This is a genomic window from Paenibacillus sp. FSL k6-2145 (assembly GCF_037976585.1).
In the GTDB taxonomy this organism is placed as follows: domain Bacteria; phylum Bacillota; class Bacilli; order Paenibacillales; family Paenibacillaceae; genus Paenibacillus.
The window spans coordinates 5,317,438-5,337,974 of record NZ_CP150267.1; the positions used below are offsets into that span (position 1 = coordinate 5,317,438).

Genomic DNA, 20,537 nt, shown 5'->3' on the forward strand with positions numbered 1-20,537 from the left:
GAACGATTGTTGCTGACCCCGCTCTCCCTTAACATGTGAACAGAGGAGCCTGCTCGTCATTCACCATCATTCTGTCAAAGGGGGCCCGCGATCGTATGGCTGAGCTGTCCGAAACATCAACGTTGCAACCCGGGGTTACAGTCAACAAACCCGTCAAACCAAGTTATCTGCGTAACATTCGAAAACACTGGATGTTGTATGTCATGATCCTGCCCGGCATTTTGTTCTATATTATTTTCAAGTACATTCCACTGGGCGGAAGCGTGATTGCATTTCAGAACTTTCAGATTATGAAAGGTATATGGAGTAGTCCATGGGTTGGCCTGGATAACTTCAAATTTATTTTTACGTATCAGGATTTCTATCACGTGCTTCGGAATACAGCTCTGATTGCCTTATACAAACTGGTGATCGGATTTCCTGCTCCCATCCTGCTAGCGCTATTGTTCAACGAAGTGAGAAAAATGCTTGCCAAACGCTTTTTGCAGAGTCTGTTTTATCTGCCTCATTTTCTCTCCTGGGTTGTTGTCGGGGGGATCGTGTTTGAGGTGCTAGCCTCGGGTGGTTTTGTAAACGCTGTCCGTGGATGGTTCGGGTTCGAGCCGATCCTGTATATGCAGCAGGAGCAATATTTCCGACCTATTGTTGTCCTGTCCTCCATCTGGAAAGAGGTAGGGTGGGGAACGATTATATATCTCGCTGCGGTAAGTGGCATTGATCCCACGCAATATGAAGCGGCAGTGATGGACGGAGCGAACCGCTGGAAGCAAACGATCTACATTACATTGCCTGCGTTGTTCCCGACGATCTTAACCCTGTTCCTGCTGAATATCGGCAATTTCCTGGAACTTGGCTTTGATCAGATCTATAACCTGCTGACACCGATGACCTACTCGGTAGGGGATATCATTGAAACGTACGTATACCGCTCTGGTGTCCTGCAAGGGCAATATAGCGTAACAACAGCGATTGGTCTATTTCAGTCGGTGATTGGCTTTATTCTGCTCTGGGTCTTCAATCGGCTAGCGAGAAAATCAGGAGAGGGGTTGTGGTAATGATCAAGCAGACGATTGGAGAAAAGCTGTTCCAAACCGCCAACTACATTTTCCTGACGCTTGCGGCCTTTACGATGCTCCTTCCATTGCTACATCTGCTTGCCGTTTCCCTGAGTTCGCCGGTTGCGGCAGACTCCAAAGAAGTATTTCTGTGGCCCGTCGGCTTTACTTTCGCGTCATGGAAACACATTCTACAAAGCTCAGGCTTATGGCAATCGTTCGGTGTAACCGTATTCATTACGGTAGTGGGTACTGCGCTTAGTATGTTGTTTTCAGTGTTGACCGCTTTTCCGTTATCGCGCAGAGAATTCATGATTCGCAAACAAGTGATGCTGGGCATCGTAATTACGATGATTTTCAATGCCCCGATGATTCCATTCTTTCTGACGGTAAGGGAGCTGGGCATGATGAATTCCATCTGGTCCCTGATTATTCCTGGTGTAATTGGCACATTTAATATGGTCATTCTGCGTACCTTTTTCATGAGCTTGCCCAAAGAACTTGATGACACGGCCCGAATCGACGGTTGCCATGACTTCCGGATCCTGTTTCAGATTTATTTGCCGCTATCCAAGCCGGTTCTGGCTACGGTCAGTCTGTTCTATGCGGTGGGATACTGGAACACGTTCCAGCGGGCGGTACTGTTTCTACGTGATCCAGGGCTCTGGCCTTTGCAGATGAAGCTGCGAGCGTATTTAACCAGCCCGGAGGAACTGGCCCAGGTAAATATGTTTCTTGGGGATTACAACTTCAATACAACCACGTTAAAGGCAGCGACGATACTTTTTGCAAGCGTTCCCATTATTTTGGTGTATCCTTATCTACAGAAGTATTTTGTGAAAGGTTCATTGCTCGGATCACTGAAAGAATAAACCATGTTCAGGGGGATGATTCCATGAGAAAACAACTGAGTCGTAAGATGATGCCGCTAATGCTCAGTCTAGCCATGCTGTTGGTCGCTGGTTGTGGCTCTGCTACTACAAGTTCCGGAAATGACGTTGGTAACGGCGAAGGCAGTGGTGGAGCTGTAAAAGTCAAAGTATTCAAAAGCCATATGGGCGTTGGCAGCTTGCCAACTGCGGATAATCCACATGTGAAATACATTGCTGAAAAGACGGGAGTCCAGTATGAACTCATTACAACGCCTCCCGGTTCGGAGCCATCCGAATACTTAAACCTGATGATTGCCTCGGATGAACTGCCAGATATCCTGCGTCCGATTGGAGGCATTGAGCAGACACTGATTCAGCAGGGAGGCGCGTTACCACTGGATGAACTGCTACCTGAATATGCACCGCATGTGTGGGAAAGTATTCCTCAGGAAGCTTGGGATATAGTACGCTCTGCTTCCCCTGACGGCAAAATCTATTATGTGCCCAAGGTATTCCTTGTGCCTGAACGTGCACCGTTAATTCGTCAGGATTGGGTGGATAAGGTGGGCATGGAGATGCCAAAGACCACTGATGAATATGTCGAGCTGCTCACGGCTTTCCGCGACAAGGACCCGAATGGCAACGGTAAACCGGATGAACTGCCAACAAGTGGCAGGGAATTCGGCAGATGGATGGACCATCTGTTCGCGATGTATGGTGTGGCGATGTGGGAAGGGTATCCTGAATGGGATGAATACGATGGAAAAATCCAGTACGCAGGGACTACCCCAAATATGCGGGAAGCAATCAAGTTCATTCGCATGTTATATGTGGAAAAACTGCTGGACAATGAAACCTTCCTGAACAAAGGGGAAGTGTGGCAGGCCAAAATCAATAATAACCTCGTAGGCAGCTGGTATCATTTGCCTGCAAATGTGCGAGATCGGTACAATGCGATGCTGACCCAGGCTCCAGATGCCTACATTGCAGCAATGCCGTTGCCCAAAGCCGAAGGGTTTGAAGCTTTTGTCACCCAGAAAAGCATGGGTGAACCGGAATGGATGATCCCAGCCACCAAACAGGATAATGCGCCAAATGCGCTGAAACTGCTGGATTTCTTCTATAATCCTGAAAATGATGAGTTTGGTCGCTTTGGTCTTGAAGGTGAGCAGCATGAAGTCAAGGATGGACGCAAAGTCATTCTTCCACCTGCTGACAACAAACCGCTTGCCTTGGGTATGAAGAATCTGACCACAGCAGAAGACATGAACAAGCGGATTGAAGAGACATATCCGGAAGATCAGCAGCGAATGGTCAAAGACATGTTCGAAGTCAGCACTGCCGATGCACGGCAAATTGCAGGTGACGGTCTGCCAGCCTTTGTGTATGAAGGTTTTCCTGATATCCAGTCTCACAAGTTGTTTCAAGAGGTATTGACCAAGATTGTCATCGGCGAGCTGCCGATCGAGGCTTATGATGAATATGTGAAGAAATGGAATGCTTCCGGGGGCGAAGTGGTCACCCAGCGTGTACAGGAATGGTATGAGAAGGTGAGAAAATGAAAAAGAGATATGCCCTATGCGGGGTCAGCGGCAGAGCATTGGGACAATTTGCAAAACCAATTCATGAGCTGTTCTCTCATAATTCAGAGGTTGTCGCCCTGCTGGACACCGATCCTGCACGATTCGAAGTCTATCGCGCCCGTTTTCCTGAGCACACAGAAGTAGCGGTATATGGAGCTTCGGATTTCGGGGTCATGGTTGATGAGACTCGGCCTGACTGTATCATCGTGGCTGGCAGGGACGATACTCATGCCCACTATATTGTCGCCGCGTTGGAGCGGGATCTCGATGTTATCACCGAAAAGCCGATGACGACTACAGGCGCTGATGCCAGACGCATTCTGGAAGCAGAAGCAAGGAGTAAGGGCAACGTTACCGTAACGTTCAATTATCGGTATATGCCGATCCACATGCGTATCAAGGAATTAATTCAGGAGGGGAAACTCGGTCGCGTCACTTCCATCGACCTTAACTGGTATATCGATACCCATCACGGCTCCAGTTATTTTAAACGGTGGAACCGTGAACGGGCATTCTCGGGCGGTCTGTCGGTCCATAAAAGTACCCACCACTTTGATCTGGTCCAGTGGTGGATCAATCAAAAGCCAGTTGAAGTTTTTGCCTATGGAGCACTGAACTATTACGGGGCTGAAGGTGAATGGAATCCGGCACAGGAGGACGGAAGACATTGCCGAACATGTCATGTCTCAGAAGATTGTGCCTATTATTCCCGCTGGACGTCCCGCAGTCGTCAGATCCGGGTACCGGATGACCATCTGAACCAGCTCGGTACAACAAGCCAGCAGGAGTTTCCGTACACTTCATACCGTCCCGACCAGTGTATCTTCGATTCAACCATTGAGATTGAAGACACGTATGCCGCAACCGTGAAATATAGCGGCGGCGCGCTGATGAGTTATTCGGTCAATTTCTCACTTCCTTACGAAGGGTACCGTTTGGCGATAAATGGTACGAAGGGCAGGCTAGAAACATTGGAGTATCATATGCCGGCCCGGACGCCTTTTCCCACACCCGTCCAGACGATCGATTACTTTCCGCTCTTTGGTTCAAAAGAAACGATCCATGTTGTTCATCGTGAAGGCGGACATGGAGGAGGAGATCCACTGCTGCTGGAGGATATTTTCCTCGGCGAAGATAAGAAACGCCCTTACCGAATTCTGTCTGGCGCTGAAGACGGCGCTTATTCCGTTGCCGCTGGAGAAGCAGTGTGGCGATCTGTGGAAGAGCATCGGCCTATTTCCATAGATGAAGTGCAGGGTGGTTGGAACAGCAGAGTGCCCACACACAAAGGGAGGGAGAAGTGACATGAGCAGACCTGTGTATTTTGAACCGGAGGAGAGTATGGCTTATCACAGTGGTGAAGACGATATGCACGCCCTGATGAGCATTGCGGGAAGGTATATTGGCGCCAATCCTCCGCATCCCCCGGTCTACAGAGTGAGTAGGCCAGGACTTGTGCGCAAGTCCGATGATCACCGCTACGTCTTCCCGCTGGGCGATTTATTTCCCCACATGAGCAAAGGACAACAGGTCTATGCATGGGCCAAACTGTGGAGTGACAGTGATCAGGAATTTGTTTTTCATATCACCTGCTTCGGACCTGTTAGGTTGTTTCATAATGGCGTGCTGATCTATGGTTCTGCACCTGAAGAGGAATATCCAGCGATACCTGTTCTGAAACTGAAATGTGGGCTGGTCAGAGGCTGGAATCACTTCGTTCTTGAATTCAAATCAGGCGAAAATGGGGGAGGTGGCCAGTTTGGCACTGGCTCCCGGAAGAACAAACCACTTCACTTCATTGTACCTTCGCTCGAACGAGATGGGGAAGAAGGCTGGCTCTACAGCGAGCCGTTGGATTTTCCGTTGCAGGAAATTCCTTCTGGCCCCATGCGAGAGAAGGCCACTGGCGTTAACTGGTTGCCTCGGGAGGAAGACCCCGAGAAGGCATCGCCTTATGGGCAGTTGGCACGGATGTATGGACTGACCAGCGGCATGTCTGCGTATGCATGGACGAAGATAAATGGTACCAATTGTGGCAAGGAGACTGTGCTAATCTCCGGTGAGGCCTACAGCCCGATTGAGTTCTGGGTGGAGGGTAAGGTGGTATTCCATCAAGAGCAAGCCGGACTTTTCCGTTTCGAACTGCCATTATCTGCTGCTGTGCAAGATCTGACAGCGAACTGTGTATGTGGAGACCGGGATTGGGGATTCCGTATGGATGCAACTACAGATGAGATGTTGACACCCGCACTGGATGTGAAAGGGCATAGAGGCAAGTGGCTGTACCTGGGTCCTTTTCAAGCGGAACAGGAGATTGATCTGGCTTCCTGCCAGAAGATGAAGCGGACTACTCGTAGCGGAACAGGTGAAGACGTATACTGGCGAACAGAGCTGCCATACGGAGAGGTACGTCCATTTCTGGAAAATGAATGGTTCGGCCGATGGAACTATCCCCTGGGCGTCACGTTATACGGATTGCTTCAGCTTGGCAAAGTGGGTCAACGATCGGATATTCGAGATTACGTGCTGAATCACATTGAATTTGCCTCTTCACGTTTCAGCTACTCCTTATGGGACAGAGAACGTTATGGTGCAGCTGGGCTGAATAATCAGCTCTCCCATATCGACAGCCTGGACGACTGTGGATCTTTCGGCGCCACCATGCTGCTTGCCGATCGGGAACGCAAGTTGGACGGCGTTTCAGAGACGGCAGCTCATATCGCTGACTATATTTTGCATCAACAGTCCCGTCTGGAAGATGGCACTTTATACCGCAAGATTGGTGTCTCCAGATCAATGGATAACACGATGTGGTGTGATGATCTGTATATGAGCATCCCGTTCCTGTGTAGATACGCCGAATGGTCGGGTGACGATAAGCTGCTGGATGAAGCGGCAAGACAGGTTCTTTTGTATAAAAAGTATCTGTACATTCCAGAGCTGCAAATTATGTCACATGTATTCGATGTGGAGCGAGGTGAGCCAACACGGACCCCTTGGGGCCGAGGCAACGGCTGGGTGCTGTTCTCCATATCGGAGCTGCTGACGGCCCTTCCTCATGAGCATCCATCCTATACAGTTCTCATTCAGTTCTACAGGGAATTGTGTGAAGGGTACTTGCCATTGCAGGGCAGAAACGGATTGTGGCATCAGGTATTAACGGACCCCGAATCATATGAGGAAACATCCTGTACCTCCATGTTCATCTATGCGTATGCCCGGGGTGTTCGAATGGGCTGGCTGTTAGATCCGAAACCCTATGCACAAGCGGTGGAGCGAGGGTGGAAGGGGCTTTCAGAGCGCACAATTGATAAAAGAGGCAATGTATACGGCGTATGTCGTGGCTCCAGCTACTCCTTCACGAATCACTATTATAAGCATGAACTGGGTTGGAATCTGAATGATACCCATGGGATCGGCATTGTACTTCTTGCTGGGCTTGAAACTATTGCCATGCAAGAATGGCAGACAAACACGCCGGTTTTCGCTACGGAAAGGGTCGGAACACCGGAGAAATTGGAGAAATCATCTTTTTAGAGGGAGAAAATAGGCTGTTGGACCGGGTCGTATTGGGCATATGGGAACGGTATAATATCGGTATATTGCATATGAGGTGGGATAATTGTGACCCTTTCCTTCTTAAAGTGGCTAAAATTCAATGTCACCAATACCCAGACCCGGCTGCTGCTGATTCTGACTGTTGTTGTCTTCATGATTATTATTGGGGTGGGGATGACGACGTATTATTCTTCCAAATCGGTGTTACAGCAGGAATTAAGTGAGCCGCAACACCAGATGCTGCGTATCAGCATGAATGATATTGATGAAGTGATCCGGGAAAGTGATCAGATTGCGGTGAAAATTGCACTGAACAGTAATGTATACCGATTTCTCACCAATGAAGTACAGGGATCATACCGCAATATTACGGAACTGGTACAATTTCTGGAAACCTTAATCAGTAGTACGTCCTTTATTAAGAGCGCTTACATTTTTGATATGAATCGGGAGAGCATTGTTGCGTTCCCACAAGGCTACAGCTCCAGCAAAGTTAATTTCCCGGATTCGGATTGGGTTAGCGTTGCCGATGAACTTGAAGATCGTCCCATGCTGGTCAAGCAACGTGAGATTTCCACATCGTCTGGTGTGTCCATGCCGCAAATTACACTTTACCGAAAAATAATGATCGCTGGCGAGTTGAAAGGGATTATCGCAGTTAATTTCAAGACAGAGAAGATGTTCGAGCACATGCTGCTCTCATCCGTCTCCGACCTTGACAGCCATCGGTTCATCCTCGACACCAACAACCAGCCTTTATATGATCTCGGCAATTATGCCGTCGGAGAGGAAGCGGTCAGTCATGTACTCGCCCAATTGGATGGTGAAAAGCTTGGCGAGTTTAAACATGAAGGTAAGCTTTTACTGGCTTCACAGACCATTTCACCGTACACCGGATGGCGTTATCTGTCCGTGATATCACAAGACAGTCTCCTCGCTAATGCACAGAAGATCCGCAATATTGTTTTTATCGTATCTTTGTTGGCTCTTGTAGCAGGAGCGGTTACGATCACAGTTTACAATGCAGCTGCTTTTAGACCGGTAAGACGCATGAGACAACTGCTCAGCGGGTACGACCAGGAGAGAATCCATCCGGAGCAGATTGATCTGGAGAAAATAACGGGGCAACTGCTAACGGATCATGCTCAGCAGGCCATCAATCTCAGGCAGACCCTTCCGGAAGCTTCATCCAAATTTCTGACGGATATCTATAACGGACATATGACAGGAAGTCGGGAAATTAGCGAGAAATGGTGCCGTTATTTCAAGGATTGGAGCGATGAGCCACTCTCTATTGCCATGTTGTCGATTGATAATTATAAGGCCTGGTGTGAGCGTTTTACGAAGTCAGATCACTCCCTGCTGAAATTTGCCATTGGTAATATCATAGCTGAACTGTTGTCTGGACAATGGCGGGTGTTATCAGCCGATCTGGGCAGAGACCGGATGCTCGTGATGCTTCAACCGATTCATTCTGGCGGTAGCAAGAGCGTAGCCACAGCAATACGAGAGACGATTGGCATGATTCCTCGCTTGCTCAAGTTTCAGGTGTCGAGCGGCGTAAGCGGGGGGCACGACGGATTCATGCGACTTCAGCGAGCCATGCATGAGGCGGAGAGTGCGCTGGATTACAGATTCTACTTGGGGTATGAACGAGTTATTTCGTTTGAAGAGATCTCGGGTCTGCAACCGACCGAGAATACATTGGAAGAACTTGAATTCATGACTCAACTGACGGAGACCGTCGAAGCAGGCAGGGGTGAAGAAGCCCTGAGGACTTTTGACAAGATAGTTGGTCGAATGACGCACGAGCAATGGCACCCTTCATCAGCGCTGGCCTTTCTTGAAGCTGTTGCAGCTACACTTGAACGAACTCGCCTGAAGCGCGAGACAGAAGGTTGCGGACTCGAAATGGTGGATATGCAGACCATGCATCTGGAGGCTGTCTGTGAAGTGCTGCGAAGCCAGATCGAAGGTTTGGCTGATTGGTTCGGTAGCCTTATGCTTAGCAAGGATTTCATACTGTGCCAACAGATGATTGCATTTATGAACAACCATCTGGAAGACTCGGTAAGCATTCAGGAGATTGCCGAGCATGCTGGGATCGGAAGCAGTTTGGCAAGTCAGTTGTTCAAGCAGGAAATGGGCGATACCATCCACGGATATTTCACTAAGCTTCGCATGGAACGTGCCTGTGAACTATTGCTGGATACGGATTATAGAATTTCCGAGATCGCAACGATGGTGGGTTATCAGCATGAGAACAGTTTTATTCGTGTGTATCGAAAATACAAAGACATTACACCGGGCAAGTACAGGGAGATAATGCGAAGCCGCAGGGGTGTGCTACAGGAATCTTGATCCATACTTGAACCCATAGAATGACAAGGAGGCAGAGCCATTGATGGATCGACAATCGGTCGTCACCAGGAATCATCCGGTATTAACACAGCTTGAGCCCAGATCGCCTTTATCTGTAGGTAATGGAGAATTTGCATTCAGTGCTGATTTTACGGGACTTCAAACGTATCCAGATCTGTATGAAATACCTCTTGGTACACAATCCAACTGGGGTTGGCATTATACGGGCGGTCATCATGTATTCGGAGATGAGGATATTGTCTATCAGGCATTTGAGACATATGGCCGCAAAGTGCCATACCCCATGAAGCCCGAAGACAAGGAAGAAGCCTATCACTGGCTTAGGCAGAACCCGCATCGACTTCAGCTTGGACGCATTTCATTTCGTTTGCTAGGAGAAGATGGTCAGGAGACGGACGTCACCCATGTCGTCCCAGTACGTCAGGAATTGAATCTATGGACCGGAATTCTGCACAGTGAATTTACCGTGCAGGGGGAAGAAGTACGTGTAGAGACAGCCTGTGACCCACGGCTCGATTGTATCGCCATTTGTGTACAATCCGAATTAATCCGTAAGCAGCGTCTGCAACTGTTTGTTGTATTTCCAGCGCCCGATATGACACACCGGAGCTGGTCAAAATCAGTATTCCCCGACTGGAAGCAACATGACAGACATTCTACTGTGCTGACATCGGCCACTTCGACTTCTGCATCATTAAAACGTGTGCTGGATGAAGATGAGTATACATTGGAATGGATCTGGGACGCAGGCCAACTGGAACAGACGGGAACTCATGAATTCACACTATCTCCCAAGGCCGTACCAGACTTGGACATCTGGTCGTGCAGTGTATCTTTTGCTGCACATAAACCGGAAACCTTGCCAGCAGATACAGTATTGCGATCAAGCTCGGTCCACTGGAATCAGTTCTGGAATGATGGCGGAGTGATTGATTTTGAAGGCAGTTCAGATCCGCGTGCCGCTGAACTGGAGCGTAGAGTGGTCCTATCCCAGTTCCTGAGTGCGGTGCACAGTGGTGGGTCCATGCCACCGCAAGAGACCGGATATATGTATAACAGCTGGTTCGGCAAAATGCATCTGGAGATGCATTGGTGGCATGCAGCGCATTTTCCGCTCTGGAATCGGACCGATCTGTTGTGCAAGAGTATGGACTGGTACCTGACCATCCTGCCAGAAGCACGCGAACTGGCACGCTCTCAAGGTTATGTCGGTGCGCGATGGCCCAAAATGGTGGGTTATAACGGGCATCAGACTCCGTCGCCAGTAGCTCCGGGATTGATCTGGCAGCAACCACATCCCATGGCACTAGCGGAGATGTGTTATCTGTCCCGGCCTGACCCTGCTATGTTAACAAGGTATAAGGATATTGTATTTGAAGCGGCTGACTTTATGGTGTCCTATGCCCATTGGGATGGGAAAAGGCAAGTGTATGTGTTAGGTCCGCCGCTTATCCCTGCGCAGGAGAATCACGCCATGAACGATAGTTTGAATCCGCCCTATGAACTGGAGTACTGGAAATTCGGTTTGGAGATAGCCATCCTTTGGGCAGAGCGTTTGAATCATCCAGCCAATCCAGACTGGCGAAGAGTGGCTTCGCACATGGCTAAACCTCGACATGAGAACGGAGTTTATCTCGCACACGAGAATTGTCCGGACACTTACACCGTTAAAAACCATGATCATCCCTCGATGGTTGGAGCACTTGGACTATTGCCAGGTTCATTAATCGATCCGGAGATCATGAGAAATACGTTGCTCAGGGTCAAAGAATGCTGGGACTGGGAATCCGCCTGGGGGTGGGATTTTCCGATGTGCGCGATGACAGCAGCCAGATTGAATGAACCAGAGCTTGCAGTGGATTTCCTGATGATGGATGCCACGAAGAACACGTATTTGCCTAATGGACACAACTATCAGAGATCAGGGTTGTGGGCATATCTTCCCGGGAACGGTGGTCTCCTAACCGCTGTCGCCATGATGGCCGCCGGCTGGGTAGGGGCGGGAGAACAAGTGAATCCGGGATTTCCACGGGATGGTAGCTGGATTGTGAAGTGGGAAGGTCTTAATCCTTTGATGTAATCATCAGAACGTTGAACCTCGAATGAACGGTACAGATGGCATAATCCATCAGAAGGAGGATTTCGATATGGTTGGAACTTCGACAAAGTCAGTGACACAAGAACGGAGAATGTCTGTCAAAATAGCAGATACCTTGCTTTCCGAATGCCAGAATGGCAATCATCCCAAGATTGCAGGCAAATGGGGTTATGTGGGCGGGATGACGTTGATGGCACTGGAACGCGCCGCCGAATGGAATCAAGAATCCCGCTACGCGGAACTTGTTCAGCGTCACATGGATGACCTCATCGAGAATGACGGCACTATTCGGACCTACCAGTTGAATGATTACAACCTGGATATGATCAATGAAGGCAAAAATCTGTTCAACCAGTGGAAGAATTCCGGCAATGAAAAATATGCTAAAGCAATTTTGCACCTGGTTGACCAGCTTAAAGGACAACCACGGACAAGTGAAGGTGGATTCTGGCATAAGAAAATATATCCATTTCAGATGTGGTTGGATGGCATTTATATGTCTTCACCTTTTTTGGCGGAATATGCGAGCACCTTCGATCATCCCGAGAGCTTCGATGAAGTGGCACGACAGATTTTGTTGATCGAGCGAAAGACCCGTAATCCGCGTAATGGCTTACTACACCATGCCTGGGATGAGAGCAGGGAACAACGCTGGTGCGCTCAAGATACTGGTCGATCCGTTCATGTTTGGGGCCGGGCCATGGGATGGTATGCAATGGCCGTGGTAGATGCACTGGAGCACTTTCCAGTGGATCACCCACAGCGCGGACAGATTATGGGCATATTTGAACGAATGGCATACGCGATTGCCCATGCTCAGGATCATGATAGTGGACTCTGGTACCAAGTGATGGATCAGAACGGAAGAGCCGGCAATTATCTGGAAGCCTCTGCTTCCTGTATGTTGACCTATGCACTCGCGAAAGGCGTCCGGTTACATTATCTGGCTGAACTGGACCGTGAAGTCGTTGATCATGCCTATGCTGGAATATTGAAGCAGTTAGTCACTGAAGATGAAAAAGGGGTGCATCTTCACCACATCTGTCATGGTGCCGGACTCGGTGGGAAGAAGTATCGGGACGGTTCTTATGAATATTACATCAGTGAACAGGTTGTTAGCGATGTACAGATGGGCGTAGCCCCGTTCTTGCTAGCCAGTATTGAGATGGAGAGACTTGGGGCGGAAAAGGCGTGAACCAACACACTGATCACACAGACACTACAGGCATACGGCCGGACAGGAACAAGATGTTGCTGAAATATCCTTCTTCCTGGTGGCAAGGGTTGTGGCGAGAAGCGCTTCCTTCCGGAAACGGTAAGCTTGGTGCTTCAGTGCAAGGCGGAATTCAGACGGAAACTGTGCTCTTGCAGCACAGTGAATTATGGCATTGGGGGCGCAAAGATGAGCTGCCCGATGTCAGTCATACCTTATCAGAAACTCGTAAGTTAATGGATGAGGAACGATATTTAGAGGCAAGCTGGCATCTGACCCGTACACTGCAAGCAGAAGGTTACGCGTCCAAGTTGTCTTCCCGATATCCACTGGCTACAATGACGGTGAAAATGAAGTGTAATAACGCTTTTCGCAAATACCGGCGGGAACTGGATATGGACACAGGGGAAGTTCATGTGCGCTGGCAGGACGGAAGTGACAACTATACAAGAAGTCTGTTCGTCTCGCGTGCAGACGATTGTGTTGTCTATAAGATCGAGACTCATAGAGTGAAAGATGGAGCAAATGCGCAGGGAACAGGTTCGGCTGAGCATTCATTGCTGTCGGGGACGATAGGCCTTCAATTCCCGCAGGGCGACCGGGTAAGAGAAGATGACGAATTCAACATACTAAAGTCGTCTATAACGATAAGAATTGATCGGGATGATAGTGGAGACTACCTGTGCTATGGGGGGCGAAATGACGATGGACAGGACTACGGAGCGGTGCTGCGACTGATCCAATTGAACGAAATACCTGGTGCGAGTCATGATCAACAAAAGGAAAGCGAAACTAACAAAGACATGCTTAGCAGGCAACTTCATTTCCAGACCTCTGGAAAAGTGCTTGTGCTTGTTAAAATGTTTACTACGGGCAGACGAGCGCAGGAATGGACACGGTTGAAGCAGGAATTCGCATCGCTTGAGAGCGACTACAATACGTTGCTGGATCGGCATATCTCACTGCATCAACCGCTGTTTCGGTCCGCTGAGCTTGATCTGGATGATAAAACAGATGACGGACGCTGTAATGAAGACTTGCTTCTGGAAGCCTATGAAGGTGAAGCACCTACAGGGTTCGTGCGCAAGATGTGGGCCTATGGTCGGTATCTGTTTATCAGCGGAACCTCTGAACATAGCGGATTGCCATTTGGATTATACGGCTTGTGGGGTGGTGATTATCGCTTGATCTGGGGCCACAATATGGCTAATGAGAATGTGCAAATGATGTATTGGCACACTGACGTAGGTGGTTTATCCAATCTGAATCGTTCGTTGTTCCGCTATTACAACGGATTAATGGATGACTTTCGGGACAATGCTCGCAAGTTATATGGCTGCCGAGGAATTTACATTCCCGCTGGAACAACACCGGGTATCGGGGTGCCTAACCAGATTGTTCCCGTAATCATGAACTGGACGGGAGCAGCGGGATGGATCGCCAGACATTATTATGCACATTATCAGTTCACTGGGGATAAGCAGTTTCTGCTGGAGGAAGCTTTGCCCTTCATGAAGGAGGCCCTTCAGTTCTATGAAGATTTTCTGGTGCTGGGTGAAGACGGCAAATATAAGATATACCCGTCTGTTTCGCCAGAGAATACACCTGAGAATTTTATGCCTAAGCATGGACAGCCACTGGCCCACCCTATGCCTACAGCCATTAACGCCACCATGGACATTGCCATTATTAAAGAACTGCTACAGCATGTCATTGCAGCCAGTCGACTAACTGGAGTGCATGCGACTAAGATTCCGTGCTGGGAAGCCATGCTGGAGCATATGCCCGACTATCTAATTGAAGCGGAGGGAGCTGTGAAAGAATGGCTGCATCCTGCGTTTGAAGATCGACGTGATCATCGTCATCTTTCACACCTGTATCCTGTTTTTCCAGGACAGGAGGTCACCCGTGAAGAACAGCCAGAACTTTTCCAAGCGTTCGAGACAGCAGTTGATCAGAGAAGGCTTGGTGCTCAGAGTGGTTGGTCCCTTGCACATATGTCGTCTATATATGCTCGACTTGGCAATGGTGAGCGGGCGCTGGAAAGTCTCGATATTCTTGCGCGCTCCTGTGTACTGAGTAATGGGTATACCTTGCATAATGACTGGCGTAATATGGGGGTATGTATGTCCATGCCCGCTGCTCCGATTCAGCTGGATGCCAATATGGGCTGGGTTAATGCAGTACAGGAAATGCTGCTCTATGTGTCAGAACAGTGGATCAAGTTACTGCCGGCATTGCCAGAACGGTGGGTACGGGGTTCCATTCATGACTGGTGCATACCAGGAGGTCGAATGTCCTGTACATGGAACCGGAGCTCGGGCTTCTTCCGGGCAGAACTTGTCGCGGACCGGCGGATCAATACGAAGCTTCATATTCCTGAATGGGTGAACGGATGCGAGATGATCAGCAGAAGTGCCTGCTTATGTGAACTTGATGATAATGGCATCTATGAGCTTGAAATTGAAGTTGGTGGGGAACTCACTCTGGAGAGAAAAATGTTTGGGATAAATAATGAATAAAATGCCGCCATCTGGCGGCATTTTTCATAGGGATCTAACCAATCTAATAACTGCCAAGGCTATCGGCGAACTCCTTGACTCGCGACTGCTGGAACATTTTTCTTTTAAATAAGGAGACGACCAACTGATATTGAAGCAATATCAGTATGAGGATCAGGATAAGAATCCACCAGTGAATCTGGAACGGGATATAATCCCCGGTCTGTAATGAGATCATGCGCAAGATTGCACGTGCTGCCAGGATCGCAACGGGTACAGCAATCAGATACAGCAGGACAAATAGCGGTTTGTATACATCAATGAGCATACGATTAATGTCTCGATGGTTGTATCCAAGCAATCGAAGGATATGCATATCCTTATGGCTATCCTGAACGTTAAGCAGAATGACTAGATATATCAGCAGGAAACCGACAAGAATCCCTGCCACTTGATTAATGACAGCACTGGATTGGCTCGATACTGCATCGCTACGCAGAGCAGCTAACTTGTCCTCGGCAGTGACCACTCGTGCATTTAAATCCTGAGAACTATCGTTACTGTATTCCCCGTTATGCATGGAGGGGCTAACGTTCATCCACCTCGCTAATTGTGTTTTGGATGTATAGATCGTATCTGCTTCACCATTTCGGCTAATCTCACGGACTGAGACGTTATGTGGTTGATGATTAATAATCAGTTGAACGGTATCTCCGGATTGGATGTCATACATCGAACTGGTCGCCTCACTCACCACGATACCATCCAGCTCAGCAGGCAGAATGGGGGTGTTGTCATGATTCATAAGTTGCACCTGTGTTCCCTGATCATCCATGCCGACCAACTCTCCTGAGAGTTTTTGTCCATCAACTTCCACGAGCTGTACGGACTGTCTGAGGTAGTACATGCTGGACCTATGCGATGTTACTTCATCTTCCTTCAGATTGGGATAACGGATATCGTACCTGTAGTGCATGCCTGTCGTCTGTGATTCCAGGGCGGCACCACTTGATTGATACAACGAAGAACTCATGATAAATAACAAGGTCATCAGAAAAATTGCTGCTGCACTTAAGAAAATGGCGTTCCATTTGCGAAGCACGACGCGCAGAGGAAGCCTTAATCGTTCCGGCAAAAGGCTAATTACGGATTGAAGAGCTGTGGTTAATCTTCCATTCGGAAGAGGCTTAATCGTGTTATGCATGACATGAAAGGTCTCTTGGCGCAAAAAAGGAACGATAGACATCCAGGTGACCAGCACCGTTCCGATGATAGGAATCAAAAGCCCAAACAAGATAGAACGGAGTTCAAGGCCTCGTTCCCAGAAGGGGAAGGAGTACATTTGAGCATACATATGGATTAGGACAGAGGAACCGAAGAAAGCCAAAACCATCCCGACGAGTCCTCCTGCTGTCGATAGGATCAGTGAATAAACGAGTGATGCGTGGCTGATCTGTCTTGCCGTATATCCCATTGCCTTGAAGCAACCGAAATCTTGACGGTGAAGACGGACGAAACGGGTGTAGAACATGTAGAAGATAAACAAAGTAATGAGTGTAAACAAGAAGAGAAAGCTCGGGGCCAGACTTTGATTGGAATCAATTGCGGTCAGTGGTTCGGTGCTGCTCTCAAGTCCAGAATCGAAAGCCAAATATGAGAAGGCGGGATCACTACTTATACGCACTTCAGCTGAGCCGGAGTCCACACCTGGTTTGAACTGAGCTGCATAATAGCGCTCTTCCTGTCCGTTTATCTCATGGTACACATCAGGGGTAACGACTCCAAATGTCGCTTGATTGTAATCCTGCTTCAGGTCATTAAAAGGAATAAACGATTGGTAGTCTGGCAAAAACATGGAACCAACAATAGTGAGATCACGGTTTTTAATGGTAATCGAATCTCCTATAGTCAGGGCATGCTTATCCATATACTGCGGCATTAGGGCAATTTCCGTAGAAGCTACCGGTAGTCGGCCTTCCGATAGATAAGGTACATTAAGCTTCTTGGGTGGAGATAGTAGATAATAATTTGTACTGTCTTGTGTAACTTTTTTGAATCTTTTTTCTTCGATAATAGCTTCTGTATGTATCTCCTCTAAAACATGTAAACGATCTGCATCTTCTTGCAATTGGAAGCGGAAATCCTCCAAATGTTGTGTCTCAGCGTATTCTTGAATATGAACCTGATTACGATCCACCGAGAATTCCACAAAAAAATACATAAACGAAGTCAGCACTACCATGAGAAACAAGAGGATGGTGTATCCACGGTTTTGCTTCAATACACGGTACACATGCTTGTTAAGATAGCGCATTAGTCTTCCGCCTTCCCATTGTGAGTATATCTATGCCCAATGCATCTGCGCAGCAGTAATTGGGTGCTCGTTCAATCGATCCTGATAGACGGAGCCGTTCTTGATTGTAATTACACGCTGAGCAGTCTTGGCAATTTCAGGGTTATGGGTGATGAACACAATGGTCACTCCATATTGCTGCCGAGCAAGATGAAGAAGGGTTATCACATTTTTGCTGTTCGTCTCATCCAATGCACCCGTGGCTTCGTCGCAGAACAAGATACGAGGCCTCTTAATTAATGCACGTGCGATGGCTACCCGCTGCTGTTGCCCACCAGACAGTTGACCGGGAAACTGATTCAGTATGCCCTCAATCCCCAGAAGTGCAGCAAGCTCCTCAACCGTGTGGTGTTCACTAGTTCCAGAGAGCCCAATGTATATATTTTCTCGAACCGTAAGATGAGAGAGCAGATGGTAGTGTTGGAAAATGTGCCCCAGATGCAGTCTGCGAAAGTCGGCAAGTGCATCCTCGTTCAGTTCAGTAATGTCCTGGTTATTGATGAAGACGTGACCGTTCGAGGGTCTGAGCAGTCCTGACATTAGATTTAGCAGCGTGGATTTTCCGGAGCCACTTGGGCCAATGATGGCTGTAAATTCACCTTCAGCGAGATCCAGACTGATTTCGCCTAGTATCATTTCATTTTTCTTAAAATGTTTCGTTACATTCTGAACGGAGATGGCGATCTTCATCTTACACACTTCTTTCATAAAGATGAATTTGGATGAAATCAAGCTGTTCGCGAATAAAATCTTCGGTTAGATCGGTAGACAGGGCAAGCACTCTTAGTCCCTCCAGGAAAATAACAATATGAGCAGCAGCCGTGCGGCTTGCCTCAACCTGTATTTCACCACGTTGGACCCCATAGTCGATCAGTCGACTGAGCTCCGTGATGCTATGATCCTGTTGGCGGTGCAGCAACTCACGATCCTCTGCATTGCGGTGTGACAAGAAAAACTCGTACGCAGCGGTCATAATACTGTCATGGATTTCAGTTAGCTCGATCCGTTGACTTGTCCAGAATGCAACCATGATCTGCTGAAATGGCATATGTGCTTTCATCTGAGCTGAGAAAGCTTCTTGCGTCTGTTTGTTGTTCTCCATCAGTAAGGCTCTGAATATCTCCTCTGTAGAGTTGAAATATCGGTAGAGACCGCCGCGGCTAATTCCGCATTGCTCCACAATATCTGTCATCGTGACAGCATGGAATCCTTTTCGCACAAATACCTGATGTGCACCTGCAAGGATCATCATTTTTTTGGACAACGATTTCTGAGTCATAGCTTCCTCCCAATGTAATAAATTCGAAAAGTGACACTAATGTCGCTTTTTGATCATTTTATGACACCAATGTCGCTTTTGTCAAATGAAAGTGTCACCGATCAGGTGGGGGACATATGTAATGTATATCTCGAGGTGTATTGGCACAGTAAAAAAACAGCGGCATTCGAAGACTTTAGGTACGAGTCTAAGATTGCTGCTGTTTTACGGTTAGAGAATAAATAGTTAACTGGACTTTGAATCATCTGCGGTTCGATTGGCTTTCACATATTTGAGCTGCGCAACGATGATGACACTGATGATGACCAGGAGGAACCATGAACTAATTTTGCTAAAGCTAACCAGTTGCCAGGCATCATGCTGATCAGGGTATTTCCAGGCATTGAAAAATGTAGCGATATTCTCGGCAGTCCAGATGAAGAAACCGACAATGATAAAAGCGAGTGATAACGGCATTCGATAGGTCGTTGCTCGTACCCGGTAGATAATCCAGGTTTTCCAGAAGACAATAAATACAAGCGCCGTCAGCCACCAGCGAAAATCGGGAATAAAATGATGAGTGAAAAAGTTAATATAGATGGCTGCTCCCAGCAGCATGGAAGGTGCAAAACCAGGCCATCCGGTCATGTCCATTCGCAGTCTTCGCCACACTTGACACATAAAACTGGCTACACTTGCATACATGAATCCACTATACAGAGGGACACCCAGGATTTTGGTGTATGCTGGCTCAGGGTAAGACCAAGATCCCATCCATACTTTATAAATCTCCAGCACCAGGCCTATAATGTGAAATACACAGATGACCTTGATTTCATCCCGGGTTTCCAAGCCGCTTCGATACATCAGGTACTGCACAGCAAGTAATACGAGCAGAATGGCATCATACCGATGAAGGAAAGGAATAGGAATTACGCTGGACAGGGCCAGTGTTCCAAAGATCGCTACGGGAAATATACAGCTCATGGCCTGATGATAGCCAAAATGAAGTAGTTGTATTAGAGATTTCAAGTTGAGTTAAACTCCTTTCCAAACATGTTGGAGCAAGATTCATTTAAGATTAAAGGTTCTTCATCACGGACGTTTTTGCCTACACTTCATAATATAGATATGGTCCATGAATAAAAAGAGAAAAAAACGGGCAAATCTGTTCTTGTTTTCAAACTGGCATCATCATGAGAACACTATATAAGAGGCGATAGGGCCACTCCATGTATATTCTCTTCTGGTTATGTTAAAATGAAATTCGTACAATTACATTAGACAAGGAGGCCGCTATGCAACCAATTAAACCTCAAGATATTCAGCTCCGGATCAATAATCTTGCTGATCAGGACTTATACGTACATCTAGAACTTACGTCAGGTGCTTACGCACAACACATGGACAGTACAAAACATCCAGCATCGGCATTCATTACTAATGCGGCCATACGATATACGCAGGGGTCCATTTCAGGTACAGGTCCATACCGTGTTGGTCTGAAAACAACGCAGGGATGGCTTTACGCCGAAGGTCTTACACATATTGATGAGCAGGAACAAGAAAGACTGATTCTCGCCGGTCACGACAGCCAAGGTAAACTGGTTGTGGCGTTACAATTAAGCCGAGAGATGTTCTGATGAAAGCGGAGGATTGAATAA

General features: G+C 47.9%; 14 protein-coding genes. 10 read left to right on the forward strand and 4 right to left on the reverse strand.

Annotation, left to right across the window (positions count from 1 at the left end):
• Positions 1 to 95 precede the first annotated feature (95 nt).
• The 9 genes from NZ043_RS23620 to NZ043_RS23660 all read left to right on the forward strand — a co-directional run bounded on the left by NZ043_RS23620 (position 96) and on the right by NZ043_RS23660 (position 15,283).
• Positions 96 to 1,055: an ABC transporter permease subunit gene (locus NZ043_RS23620; protein WP_091016421.1), complete on the forward strand. Its 960-nt coding sequence runs from the start codon at positions 96 to 98 to the stop codon at positions 1,053 to 1,055.
• A 2-nt stretch (positions 1,056 to 1,057) separates the two neighbouring features.
• Positions 1,058 to 1,927 carry a carbohydrate ABC transporter permease gene (locus NZ043_RS23625; RefSeq protein WP_083679484.1) on the forward strand — a complete coding sequence of 290 codons (870 nt, stop codon included), beginning with the start codon at positions 1,058 to 1,060 and terminating at the stop codon, positions 1,925 to 1,927.
• A 23-nt stretch (positions 1,928 to 1,950) separates the two neighbouring features.
• A complete protein-coding gene (locus NZ043_RS23630) occupies positions 1,951 to 3,489 on the forward strand; it encodes an extracellular solute-binding protein (RefSeq protein ID WP_339309366.1) in 1,539 nt (512 codons plus the stop codon).
• On the forward strand, positions 3,486 to 4,814 hold the full coding sequence (locus NZ043_RS23635; protein WP_339309367.1) for a Gfo/Idh/MocA family oxidoreductase: 1,329 nt from the start codon (positions 3,486 to 3,488) through the stop codon (positions 4,812 to 4,814). The genes NZ043_RS23630 and NZ043_RS23635 overlap by 4 nt, the downstream gene beginning before the upstream one ends.
• A gap of 1 nt (position 4,815) precedes the next feature.
• On the forward strand, positions 4,816 to 7,047 hold the full coding sequence (locus NZ043_RS23640) for a glycoside hydrolase family 88 protein (protein ID WP_339309368.1): 2,232 nt from the start codon (positions 4,816 to 4,818) through the stop codon (positions 7,045 to 7,047).
• An 87-nt stretch (positions 7,048 to 7,134) separates the two neighbouring features.
• On the forward strand, positions 7,135 to 9,429 hold the full coding sequence (locus NZ043_RS23645; protein WP_339309369.1) for an AraC family transcriptional regulator: 2,295 nt from the start codon (positions 7,135 to 7,137) through the stop codon (positions 9,427 to 9,429).
• 43 nt (positions 9,430 to 9,472) lie between these two features.
• Complete coding sequence (locus tag NZ043_RS23650) at positions 9,473 to 11,530, forward strand: glycoside hydrolase family 65 (RefSeq protein WP_339312845.1); 2,058 nt, start codon at positions 9,473 to 9,475, stop codon at positions 11,528 to 11,530.
• Between the two features lie 67 nt (positions 11,531 to 11,597).
• Positions 11,598 to 12,743, forward strand: coding sequence for a glycoside hydrolase family 88 protein (locus NZ043_RS23655; protein ID WP_339309370.1), 1,146 nt, complete (start codon positions 11,598 to 11,600; stop codon positions 12,741 to 12,743).
• Entirely contained in the window at positions 12,740 to 15,283 is a 2,544-nt protein-coding gene (locus NZ043_RS23660) for a glycoside hydrolase N-terminal domain-containing protein (protein ID WP_339309371.1), read from the forward strand. Before NZ043_RS23655 ends, NZ043_RS23660 begins: the two co-directional genes overlap by 4 nt.
• Positions 15,284 to 15,326: 43 nt before the next feature.
• Here the strand turns inward: NZ043_RS23660 and NZ043_RS23665 are convergent, their stop codons facing one another.
• From NZ043_RS23665 to NZ043_RS23680, 4 genes are all read right to left on the reverse strand, one after another.
• Entirely contained in the window at positions 15,327 to 17,576 is a 2,250-nt protein-coding gene (locus NZ043_RS23665) for an ABC transporter permease (RefSeq protein WP_339309372.1), read from the reverse strand.
• 30 nt (positions 17,577 to 17,606) lie between these two features.
• Complete coding sequence (locus NZ043_RS23670; RefSeq protein ID WP_339309373.1) at positions 17,607 to 18,305, reverse strand: ABC transporter ATP-binding protein; 699 nt, start codon at positions 18,303 to 18,305, stop codon at positions 17,607 to 17,609.
• Position 18,306: 1 nt separating this feature from the next.
• Positions 18,307 to 18,894, reverse strand: coding sequence for a TetR family transcriptional regulator (locus NZ043_RS23675; RefSeq protein ID WP_339309374.1), 588 nt, complete (start codon positions 18,892 to 18,894; stop codon positions 18,307 to 18,309).
• A gap of 225 nt (positions 18,895 to 19,119) precedes the next feature.
• Positions 19,120 to 19,905: a DUF817 domain-containing protein gene (locus NZ043_RS23680; protein ID WP_091030684.1), complete on the reverse strand. Its 786-nt coding sequence runs from the start codon at positions 19,903 to 19,905 to the stop codon at positions 19,120 to 19,122.
• Positions 19,906 to 20,171: 266 nt separating this feature from the next.
• Between NZ043_RS23680 and NZ043_RS23685 the strand changes: the two genes are divergently transcribed.
• On the forward strand, positions 20,172 to 20,516 hold the full coding sequence (locus NZ043_RS23685; protein ID WP_017688572.1) for a YojF family protein: 345 nt from the start codon (positions 20,172 to 20,174) through the stop codon (positions 20,514 to 20,516).
• Positions 20,517 to 20,537: the final 21 nt, after the last annotated feature.

Coding starts and splice junctions, on each gene's coding strand:
- NZ043_RS23640 (WP_339309368.1), top strand. CDS start 4,816: ATGAGCAGACCTGTGTATTTTGAACCGGAGGAGAGTATGGCTTATCAC.
- NZ043_RS23675 (WP_339309374.1), bottom strand. CDS start 18,894: ATGACTCAGAAATCGTTGTCCAAAAAAATGATGATCCTTGCAGGTGCA.
- NZ043_RS23635 (WP_339309367.1), top strand. CDS start 3,486: ATGAAAAAGAGATATGCCCTATGCGGGGTCAGCGGCAGAGCATTGGGA.
- NZ043_RS23670 (WP_339309373.1), bottom strand. CDS start 18,305: ATGAAGATCGCCATCTCCGTTCAGAATGTAACGAAACATTTTAAGAAA.
- NZ043_RS23630 (WP_339309366.1), top strand. CDS start 1,951: ATGAGAAAACAACTGAGTCGTAAGATGATGCCGCTAATGCTCAGTCTA.
- NZ043_RS23685 (WP_017688572.1), top strand. CDS start 20,172: ATGCAACCAATTAAACCTCAAGATATTCAGCTCCGGATCAATAATCTT.
- NZ043_RS23650 (WP_339312845.1), top strand. CDS start 9,473: ATGGATCGACAATCGGTCGTCACCAGGAATCATCCGGTATTAACACAG.
- NZ043_RS23665 (WP_339309372.1), bottom strand. CDS start 17,576: ATGCGCTATCTTAACAAGCATGTGTACCGTGTATTGAAGCAAAACCGT.
- NZ043_RS23655 (WP_339309370.1), top strand. CDS start 11,598: ATGGTTGGAACTTCGACAAAGTCAGTGACACAAGAACGGAGAATGTCT.
- NZ043_RS23620 (WP_091016421.1), top strand. CDS start 96: ATGGCTGAGCTGTCCGAAACATCAACGTTGCAACCCGGGGTTACAGTC.